Origin of the sequence: Mycolicibacterium novocastrense (genome assembly GCF_001570485.1) — a bacterium.
Taxonomy (GTDB): Bacteria; Actinomycetota; Actinomycetes; order Mycobacteriales; family Mycobacteriaceae; genus Mycobacterium; species Mycobacterium novocastrense.
This window is the reverse complement of record NZ_BCTA01000002.1, coordinates 391,835-401,914: the sequence shown is the minus strand read 5'-3', so window position 1 is coordinate 401,914 and position 10,080 is coordinate 391,835. Positions and strand designations below refer to the sequence as shown.

Sequence of the window (10,080 nt, the reverse complement as noted above, 5' to 3'; positions counted from 1 at the left end):
CCCTGGGCTGGAAAACCCCGGCAGAAGCGCTCGACGAACTACTCTCGAATCCGTCCAAACCACCCGCTATTGCATCGATCGCTTGAAACCGCCGGCGATCTGTCGTGCAGACCTTCAGTTTCGGCGGGTTTGAGTCAGGACACGTCGACCGTCTCCGCGCCCTCCGGTGTGTCGAGCAGCTCGACGAGCCGTTCGGAGACCGCCGCCGCCGTCGGGTACTCCCACAGCAGTGTCGGCGGCAACGACAACCCGGTCTGCTTTTCCAGCTGCTTGAGCAGCCCGACCGTCATGATCGAGTCCACGCCGACCTCCACCAGCGGCAAACCGGTGTCGACGTCGGCCTCGGCCACGCCCAGCTGTGCGGCAACGGCGGCGGTGACGACCTGCGCGACACGTTCGGGGTCGGCGTCGACCAGGCTCACCTCTGGCGCGTCATCTCCGGGAGCGTCGAATTCCGTCGGCGCCACGTCGGCCAGCATCGGTACCGACGCTGCCGCGGGAAGTAGCGGCAGCACAACGATATTCGGGTCGTCATGGCGCATCGCCAGGTCGAGTGCCCGCATCGCCTCATCCGCTCCGATGGTGTCCATGCCCAGCGCGTCGAGCTGCGCGGCCACGAACCCGGATGTCGAGCCCATGCCCAGGCCCCGCCACGCGGTCCAGGCGACGCTGACGGTGCGGTCGCCGAGAGCACGCCGGTGGCGTGCCATTCCGTCGAGGAAGGAGTTCGCGCACGCGTAGGCGCCCTGCCCGGGGAAGCCCGCGAGGTAACCGCACGACGAGAACAGCACCAGCCAGTCCAATTGTTCGGGCGGGAAGACCTCGTGAAGGGTCAGGGTCCCGTCGACCTTGGGACGCATCGCCGCGGTGAAGTCCTCGGGTGTCGTGTTGACCAGCAGCGCACCCGCTTCCACACCGGCGGCGTGGATCACCCCGCGCACCGGAGGCAGATCGCGCAGCGCGGTACGCAGCTGGTCGGCCGCTCCGGGTGCGGCGATGTCCAATGCCACCACGCGCACGGACACACCGCGCTCCTCGAGCGCGGTGACCGTGTGGACCAGATCCGAATCCGATTGCCACATCGAACGATCGGGCATACCGCTGCGGGAGAGCAGCACGAGTCGCCGGGCACCGATGTCGGCAAGCCGCTGCGCCATCCGCAAGCCGAGCGCGCCGGTACCGCCGGTGATGACGTAGGTGCCACCGGTCGAGCACTGCATCGGCGCTCCGGTCCCCCGGCCCGCCGCGGACAGCCGCGCCGAGTGGGCCGCGCCGTCACGGAAGGCCACAACTGGGTGGCCCTGCACCGAGGAGAGGATGCCGACCGGGAGTTCGGGTGTGGCGACGTCGATCACCCCGCCGAAGGTCTTCGGGTGCTCGGCCGCCGCGACTCTGGCCAGACCCCACAGCGGTGCGTGCACCACGTTCGCGCCCTCGTACACGCCCTGCGTGAGCACCCACATCCGTGCCCTGGCCCCATGGTCGAGCAGCCCCCGCAGCGTCCGCGTCACCATTCCGACTGACCGTTCCGGCGTGTCGTGCGCGCTCGGCAGCACCAGCACGACGGTGTCGCGGTCGAACGGCTCAGCCGCAGAGGCGATTTCGGTGGCATCACCGTGGAGCACATGGGGCACCCCGGCGGCCGACAGGTCCCGCGTCACGAACTCGCGGGCGGCGCCGTCTTCGCCGACGATCACGACCTCCCGGGGCCGGCTGTCGGCCTGCCACGGCACCGACTGCCAGGAGAGCCGGTGCAGCATACGGGAAACGTCGCTGCCGGAAGGGTTTTCGAGCTGCTCGAACGACATGCCCGCCAGCGATGCGAGGACCTTGCCGGACTCTTCGGCGAGCAACACGTCGGTCGTGGTGGTGCCGGGCCTGCGCCGAACATGCAGCAGCACCACGGCCGGTGGTCGGCCGTGCACCTGCACGCGGTCGATGTGGGCGGGCATCCGCAGTCGCGGCGGCCCGTCGAACACGGTGGAGGCCGCCGAGGTAGCCGCGTCCAGCAGCGGGGCCCAGGTGTCCGGTGCCGTACGGTCGCCGCGTGCGGCGACCCTGGCGAGCAATTCGCCCTCGCCGCCGTGCAGGTCGAGGATCTCCCAGTCGAATCCCATCGCGGCCACACCCAGTGTCGCGAGCGTGTCCACGATGTGATTGGGCGGCAACGGATCACGGCAGCCGTCGCGAGCCGACGACTCGTCGAGCACCTCGCCGAGGAGATCCTCGATGTCGTCGTCGGCCGCGACCACCGCACTGCTGTGGGTCAACCAGCCGCCGTCGATGGCGTCCTCGTCGTCGTCGACGAGGCGGGTGGCCAGGGTCAGCCCGCGGTCCTGCAGCACCACTTGCACGTCGCGGGCGCGTCCTGGCGCCACCGGGGTGCGCAGCCGGACGTCGACGAGGTCCCTACCCGCGCGGTCACAGCGCGTGTCCAGTTCGTTGGCCGCGCCGAGGAAGGTGTTGACGATGACGGCGGCGGGCACGATTTCGGTGCCCTTCACCGGGTGGTCGCCCGGGTACGGGCGGGAGTCGAGGTCCACGCGCGTCTGCCACATCTTGGAGGCCACCGCGCCGGTCACCTCGATCCGGCCGCCGAGCAGGGTGTGGGTGTCGACGTCGTGCACGCCCCGGCCGCCGGGCGGAGGAGTGGGAGTGCGCCAGAAGCGGCGGTGCTGCCACTGCGTCACCGGAAGATCGGCCGCCCATGGCGCCGACGACAGCTGGTGCTCGACCGGTGCACCGTGGCAGTGCAGCGCGGCGACCGCGGTTGCCACCGAATGCATCTGAGGGCGCTCACGGCGCAACAGCGGGACGACGGCGTGCTGGTCGGTACCGGCCGTCGTGAGCGTCTCGACGATCGAATGCGCCACCACCGGGTGCGCCGACACCTCGAGGAAGAGCCGATGCCCGTCCTCGATGGCCGCCGAGACGGCTTCGGCGAACCGCACCCGGTCGCGCAGGTTGGCCACCCAGTAGTGCTGATCGCGTGGCGCCACCGAGCGGGGGTCGGCCAACGCCGTTGTGTAGAGCGGAATCTCGGGTGTGCGGGACGGCGGGAGTGAGGCCGTGAGGCGGCCGAGCTCGCCGGTCAGTGCGTCCATGGCGGGGCTGTGGAAGGCGACGTCGGTGTTGACGCGGCGCACCATGAAGCCTTGATCGGTCCACTCACCGCAGACGTCGTCGACCGCGCTGATCGTGCCGGATATCACCGTCGACTCCAACGAGGCGCTGATCGCCGCCACCACGTCGGTCCGCCCGGCCAGCCGCCGCTCGGCTTCGGCGAACGGGAGCCGCACGAGCGCCATCGCGCCCTCGCCCATCACCGACCGGAAGCCGCGGGCGCGGTAACAGGCCACCGCGGCGCCGACGGTGAGATCGAACACCCCCGCGGTGACGCATGCCGCGACCTCGCCGACCGAGTGTCCGATGACCGCCGCCGGGGTGACGCCGCGCGCGCGCAGCATCGCGGCCAGGCCCACCTGCATCGCGAACGTCAGCGCCTGCACCTGATCGGTCCCGCCCAGTTCGCCCGCGGTCAGCGCCTGGCGCGCCGAGAACCCGAGCTCCGCGGTGAACACCGGATCGATCGCGTCGATCACCGCAGCGAATTCCGGTGCCGCCGCGAGCAGTTCACCGCCCATACCCGCCCAGTGCGAGCCGTGGCCGGAGAACACCCAGACCGCGCCGTTGGCCGCGGCGGGCAGCACCGTACCGGTCACCACGGACGGGTCGGGAACATCTTCGGCCAGTGCGGTCAACGCGGCCGCCGCACCGTCGGTGTCGTCGGCCACGACCGCGGCCCTGGCCGATTCGTGCGAACGCCGCGTCCACAGCGTCGCCGCGACGCCGTCGACCGGCGCCGGGTGGTCTCGCAGGTGGTCGGCGAGCGCGCCCGCCTGCGTGCGCAGCCGGGCGACGTTGCGTGCCGAGACGGGAATGATCGACGGAAGTTGTTGCGCCGGTGAGCGTTGCGCGGACGGTTGCGCGGCGGGCGCTTCCTCGAGAAGCACGTGGGCGATCGTTCCGCCGTAGCCGTAACTGCACACCGCGGCCCGCCGGGGCGCGCCGTCGGAGCTGTCCCAGGGCTCGACCTCCGTCGGCACCCGCAGCCCGCTGTTGGCCCAGTCGACGGCCGGAGTCAGCGAGGTGACACCCGCGGTCGGGGGAATGGTCCGGTGATGCAGCGCCAGCGCGGCCTTGATGAGGCCCACCACTCCGGCACCACCCTCGAGGTGGCCCACGTTCGGCTTCACCGACCCGATTCGGCACGGCGCATCGGCTGGGCGGTCGGCCCCGTAGACGGCCGCGAGCGCCCCGACCTCGGTGGGGTCACCGGAGGGGGTGCCGGTGCCGTGCGCCTCGACGAAACCGACGCTCGCGGGGGCGATGCCGGCGAATTGGCATGCGCGCCGGAACATGTCGGCCTGCGCATCGCCGTTGGGCGACATGATGCCGACGGTGCGTCCGTCCTGTGCCACCGCGCCGCCCCGCACCACCGCGTACACGTGGTCGCCGTCGCGCAGCGCGTCGGCGAGGCGCTTGAGCACCACCACCCCGGCACCCTCGCCGCGCCCGTACCCGTCGGCCGAAGCGTCGAAGGTCTTGCACCTGCCGTCGGGCGCGGTCGCGCCCGCCACGTCGAGCACCCTGGTCAGACCCGGTCCGATCAACGCGCTGACCCCGCCGGCCAGCGCCAGCGACGTCTCACCGGCATTGAGCATCTGGCATGCCTGGTGCACCGCGACCAGCGAGGCCGCGCACGCCGCGTCGAGGGCGACGCTGGGACCACGCAGGTCGAGCAGGTGTGAGACGCGGTTGGCAATGCCGCACAGCGACGTGCCGATGCCGGTCCACGCTTCGATGCCCGGCAGGTCCTCCATGATCAGCTTGCCGTAGTCGTCGGAGTTGACGCCCATCAGCACCGCGGTGTCGCTGCCCGCCAACGACTTCGGCGGAACGCCCGCGTGTTCGAGCGCCTCCCAGCTCACCTCCAGCGCCAGCCGCTGCTGGGGGTCCATCAGCTCGGCCTCGCGCGGCGAGACCCCGAAGAACTCGGCGTCGAACCCGGGCAGGTCGTCGAGGAACGTCCCCCACCGCGTGACGTCCTTGAGCACCGCCGCGTTGCGGGGATCGCGCTGGAGGTACGGCTCCCACCGCTCCGCCGGAACCTCGCGGACGTCGCTGCCGCCGTCGAGCAGGAAGTTCCAGAACTGTTCCGGGGTGCCGATCGCACCGGCCACGCGGCAACCGATCCCGATGATCGCGACCGCGTCTGGGCGTACGGATTCGTCGGATGGGGGGGTATCGGTCACGTCAGCCGAGTCCCAAAGCCTGGATAGCCTTGCCTAAGAAGCCACACGCCATGGCGGCCATACTGGCATAACCGGGCTCATTTGTGGGACTTACGCAGGCCCGGCGAACGTGGTGCCGATCACGTTCGAATTGGCTTGCCGCGACGTCAATCCCCGGTGGTCAGGGCCGCCGCATCCGAACCCTCACAACGTGCGGACGGCCAGCGGTTCGTCGCTGCCCGACACCCGGATGTCGATGCTGCGGATCTCTGCGGTGGGGATGCTGGTGGCCGCGGACAACCCGGTCGCTTCGTCGCCCGCCGGACGCCACGAACCCACGGCCGTCTGCACGCCGTCGTGCGTCGTCACCACGATGTCGTAGCTGTCGACGTCGCGAGCCCAGTCCTTGGTGTACTCGCAGGCCCAGTTGAGCTCGGTGCCCCACTTCTTCTCGGTGACGGCCAGCTGTGCGGTCAGGCCCTGGCGCTGGCCGGGCTGCATGGGCTCCATCGCCACTGTCTGCACCGCCGGTGTGCGGGGGAAGACCGTGGCGCCCACGACGCCGCCGAGGACCGCGAGGGCGGCCGCAACCGCGACGGCCGCCGCGAGCATCGAGCGGCGTGACCGCCGCTGCCGCTTGGCCGCGGCCTGCGCCAGCGAGGCGACGTCGGCGGACTGCTCGACAGCGGACCCCTCGTCCGCATCGAGCAGCGCCGCGGCCTCCTCGCGGCTGAGCGCGGCCAGCATCGCGGGCATCTCGGCCAGGTCGGCCAACTCGGCGGCGCGCGCCGGGTTCGCGGCGAGGTAGTTCTCGTAGGCGAGACGGTCCTCCGCGCTCAGCGCGCCGAGCACGTAGGCCGCATCCCATTCGGCGAGGTCGGAGACGGGTGTCCGGTCGAATTTGTCGCTCATTGGACCACCCCCCTTTCCTGCAGCGCCATCCGCAACGCTCGCAACCCGTAATGGAGCCTGGACTTGACGGTGCCCGGTGCGATCCGCTCGTGCTCAGCGATGTCGGCGACAGTTTGCCCGAAATAGTAGGCGCGCACTATCGCGCTGCGGTGGTCGGCGCTGAGCGATTTCAGCGCCTCTGCCAGTACCCACTTGTCGACTGCGGGCCCGATCGCATCGGTCGACGGACGCTCGGGCAGGTCATCGGTCTGCAATTCCCGGCTGAACCGCGCGCTGCGCCGGTCGTCGATGACGAGGTTGCGAGCGACGGTGAACAGCCAGGCCCGCGCGGCGTCACCCGGCTGTTGCAGGATCTCCGGTTTGCGCCACAGCCGCAGCAGCGCTTCCTGCACCACGTCCTCGGCGAACGGCGTGTCGCCGCGGGTCAGCCGCAGAACGTAGCGCAGCAGCGTCTGGCTGTGCTCGTCGTGAATCGCGCGCAGCAACTCGGCCTGCGCGGGGTCGGGAGTCATCGCTCATCCACCGCAGTCGTCATCGCTGATCACAACGACGTCCATCTCAGAATCGTTCAACGTTGCGCGCGCGAGCGTGAGCTTATGGGCGAATTTCGAGCCCGGCTGTCGTCCGGCGATCAGTCCAGCAGGTCGCGGACCACCGCGTCGGCCAGCAGCCGGCCGCGGTCGGTGAGCACCAATCGGTCGTCGACCGGGCTCAACAGCCCGTCGGCGACCGCGACGGCGGCGCGCTCCCGCTCGGGTGCACTCAGCACGCTCGTCGGCAGCCCGTCGCGCAACCGCACCCGCAGCATCACGTCCTCGATGTGCAGGGTCTCGGGGTCGAGGTGCTCGAAATCGGCCACGGGTAGCCGACCATCGGCCAACATCTGCGCGTACGCGCTCGGGTGCTTGACGTTCCACCAGCGCACCGCGTCGACGAAGCCGTGCGCACCCGGTCCCGCACCCCACCACTGGCCGCCGTTCCAGTAGCCGACGTTGTGCAGGCACTCACCGCCCGGCCTGCTCCAGTTCGAGACCTCATACCAGGCGAAACCGGCGCCGGTCAGGCGAGCGTCAAGCAGCTCGTAGCGGCGGGCCAGCACGTCGTCGTCGGTCGGTACGAGCTCGCCGCGCCGCACCCGCCGTGCCATCGCCGTGCCGTCCTCGATGACCAGCGCATAGGCCGACACGTGATCGACACCGGATTCGACGACGGTGTCGACCGAGCGCAGCAGGTCGTCGTCGGACTCCCCCGGCGTGCCGTAGATCAGGTCGAGGTTGACGTGGTCGAACCCGGCCGCACGGGCCTCCCGCGCCGCCGCGAGCGCCCGGCCCGGCGAATGCCTCCGGTCGAGGGCCGCCAGTACATGCTCAGCCGCGGACTGCATGCCCAGCGAGACCCGGGTGTATCCGGCCCCCAGGAGCTGGTCGAACAGCAGCGGGGACGTCGATTCCGGGTTGGCCTCCGTGGTGACCTCGGCGCCGTCCGCCAGTGGGAAGTGCGCACGCACGGCATCGAGAACGGCGGCCAGGCCGGGCCCGCCCAACAGCGACGGTGTGCCGCCGCCGACGAACACGGTGTCGACCTCGGGGATGCGGCCCAGGTGCCTCGCCGCCTGCGCAAGCTCGCTCCGCAGCGCCGCCAGCCACTCGTCCGGGTTGGCGCCGCCCAGCTCGCCGGGTGTGTACGTGTTGAAGTCGCAATAGCCGCAGCGGGTGGCGCAGAACGGCACGTGGACGTAGACGCCGAACGGCCGCCCCTGAGCGGGGGTCATCGCCGGCAGCACCGCCGATGCGGCGTTACCCGGCGCTACGGTTCGGGTCATGTCAACGATTGTCCGCCTCCCGCGAGATTGCACTCGGGCAGGCGTGCACTCGAACTTCCGATGCGTGGATGCATTCTCGACGATGTTCTGCTCACGATGAGCGCAAATCTCCCCCGGTTAGGGCCGGTGCGGCAATTCGTGGCACAATTGGCGACGTGACTGCCGCCCGCACCTTCCCCAAGCGTGTATCGCTGGTGGCGCGTCGGCACGTCGACTTCAAGCGCGTGTGTACCTGTTGTTGTCTGCCTTGCGCTTGATCTAGGTCCCCAGCCCACCCGTACGTATAGCTGGCCGCCGGATCTGCGCCGCCGGACAGCCACCGGTGACCACGCGCGATTCGAACGCCGGCTCCACCGAGGAGCCACCCCATGACCACCGCGGAATCCAAGCCGAAGGCCCCCAAGAAGACCCGTGCCGAGGGTCAGTGGGCGCTCGGCTACCGCGAGCCGCTCAATCCCAACGAGCAGTTCAAGAAGGACGACGACGCACTCAACGTGCGCGCCCGCATCGTCGACATCTACTCCAAGACCGGTTTCGACGGCATCGACAAGCAGGACCTGCGCGGCCGGTTCCGCTGGATGGGTTTGTACACCCAGCGTGAGCAGGGCTACGACGGCACCTGGACCGGTGACGAGAACGCCGACCTGCTCGAGGCCAAGTACTTCATGATGCGGGTGCGCTGCGACGGTAAGGCGTTGTCGGCGGCCGCACTGCGCACGCTCGGCCAAATCTCCATCGACTTCGCCCGCGACACCGCCGACATCTCCGACCGGATGAACCTGCAGTACCACTGGCTCGAGGTCGAGAACGTGCCCGAGATCTGGGAGCGGCTGGCCGCGCACGGTCTGCAGACCACCGAGGCGTGCGGTGACTGCCCGCGCGGAATGCTCGGCTCGCCGCTGGCCGGCGAATCGCTCGAAGAAGTGCTCGACCCGACGCCCGCGCTCGACGAGATCGTGCGGCGCTACATCGGCAACCCCGAGTACTCGAACCTGCCGCGCAAGTACAAGACCGCGATCTCGGGTCTGCAGGACGTGGCCCACGAGGTCAACGACATCTCCTTCATCGGGGTCAACCATCCCGAGCACGGCCCCGGGCTCGATCTGTGGGTCGGTGGTGGCCTGTCGACCAACCCGATGCTGGCGCAGCGGCTCGGGGCGTGGGTTCCGCTCGACGAGGTGCCCGACGTCTGGGAGGCGATCACCGCGGTGTTCCGCGACTACGGGTATAGACGGCTGCGGTCCAAGGCCCGGCTCAAGTTCCTGATCAAGGACTGGGGCGTCGAAAAGTTCCGCCAGATCCTCGAGGACGAGTACCTGGGTCGCAAGCTGATCGACGGGCCCGCACCGGAACCGGTCAAGCACCCGATCGACCACGTGGGCGTCCAGAAACTGAAGAACGGGCTCAACGCCGTCGGCGTCGCGCCGATCGCGGGCCGGGTCTCGGGCACGATCCTGACCAAGGTGGCCGATCTCGCCGAGGCCGCGGGTTCGGACCGGATCCGGTTCACCCCCTACCAGAAGCTGATCATCCTCGACGTGCCCGACGACAAGCTCGCCGAGCTGACCGCGGGCCTCGAAGCGCTCGGGCTGCCGCCGGAGCCGTCGCACTGGCGCAAGAACCTGATGGCCTGCACAGGTATCGAGTTCTGCAAGTTGTCGTTCACCGAGACCAGGACCCGCGCGCAGGTGCTGGTTCCGGAGCTGGAGAAGCGGCTCGAGGACATCAACGCGCAACTCGACGTGCCGATCACGGTCAACATCAACGGCTGCCCGAACTCGTGCGCGCGCATCCAGGTCGCCGACATCGGATTCAAGGGCCAGATGGTCGACGACGGTGACGGCAACTCGGTCGAGGGCTTCCAGGTGCACCTGGGCGGCAGCCTGGGTCTGGACAGCGGGTTCGGCCGCAAGTTACGTCAACACAAGGTGCTGGCCACCGAGCTCGGTGACTACATCGACAGGGTCGTTCGCAATTTCGTGAAACAACGAGAGCAGGGCGAGCGTTTCGCTACGTGGGCTATTCGAGCAGACGAGGCGGATTTGCGGTGAC

The 10,080-nt window shown here is 69.7% G+C and carries 6 protein-coding genes; 2 read left to right on the top strand and 4 right to left on the bottom strand.

Features of this window, described 5'->3' with window-relative positions; translation table 11 throughout:
* Nucleotides 1–134: 134 nt before the first annotated feature.
* The 4 genes from RMCN_RS02105 to hemW all read right to left on the bottom strand — a co-directional run bounded on the left by RMCN_RS02105 (nt 135) and on the right by hemW (nt 8,028).
* Nucleotides 135–5,315: a type I polyketide synthase gene (locus RMCN_RS02105; protein ID WP_067386863.1), complete on the bottom strand. Its 5,181-nt coding sequence runs from the start codon at nt 5,313–5,315 to the stop codon at nt 135–137.
* Nucleotides 5,316–5,498: 183 nt separating this feature from the next.
* On the bottom strand, nt 5,499–6,206 hold the full coding sequence (locus RMCN_RS02100; RefSeq protein ID WP_067386861.1) for an anti-sigma factor family protein: 708 nt from the start codon (nt 6,204–6,206) through the stop codon (nt 5,499–5,501).
* Nucleotides 6,203–6,718 (bottom strand): sigma-70 family RNA polymerase sigma factor, encoded by a 516-nt coding sequence (locus tag RMCN_RS02095; protein ID WP_067386860.1) that lies wholly within the window; start codon nt 6,716–6,718, stop codon nt 6,203–6,205. The genes RMCN_RS02100 and RMCN_RS02095 overlap by 4 nt, the downstream gene beginning before the upstream one ends.
* Before the next feature lie 119 nt (nt 6,719–6,837).
* Complete coding sequence (hemW, locus tag RMCN_RS02090; RefSeq protein ID WP_067386858.1) at nt 6,838–8,028, bottom strand: radical SAM family heme chaperone HemW; 1,191 nt, start codon at nt 8,026–8,028, stop codon at nt 6,838–6,840.
* On the opposite strand from hemW, the gene RMCN_RS32060 reads away from it, so the two are divergent.
* Nucleotides 7,995–8,285 (top strand): Ms4527A family Cys-rich leader peptide, encoded by a 291-nt coding sequence (locus RMCN_RS32060; RefSeq protein ID WP_409366029.1) that lies wholly within the window; start codon nt 7,995–7,997, stop codon nt 8,283–8,285. The two genes, hemW and RMCN_RS32060, sit on opposite strands and share 34 nt — an antisense overlap.
* Nucleotides 8,286–8,396: 111 nt before the next feature.
* The gene (locus RMCN_RS02085; protein ID WP_067386855.1) at nt 8,397–10,079 is read left to right on the top strand and encodes a nitrite/sulfite reductase; all 1,683 of its coding nucleotides are present in this window, start codon (nt 8,397–8,399) and stop codon (nt 10,077–10,079) included.
* Nucleotide 10,080 lies beyond the last annotated feature (1 nt).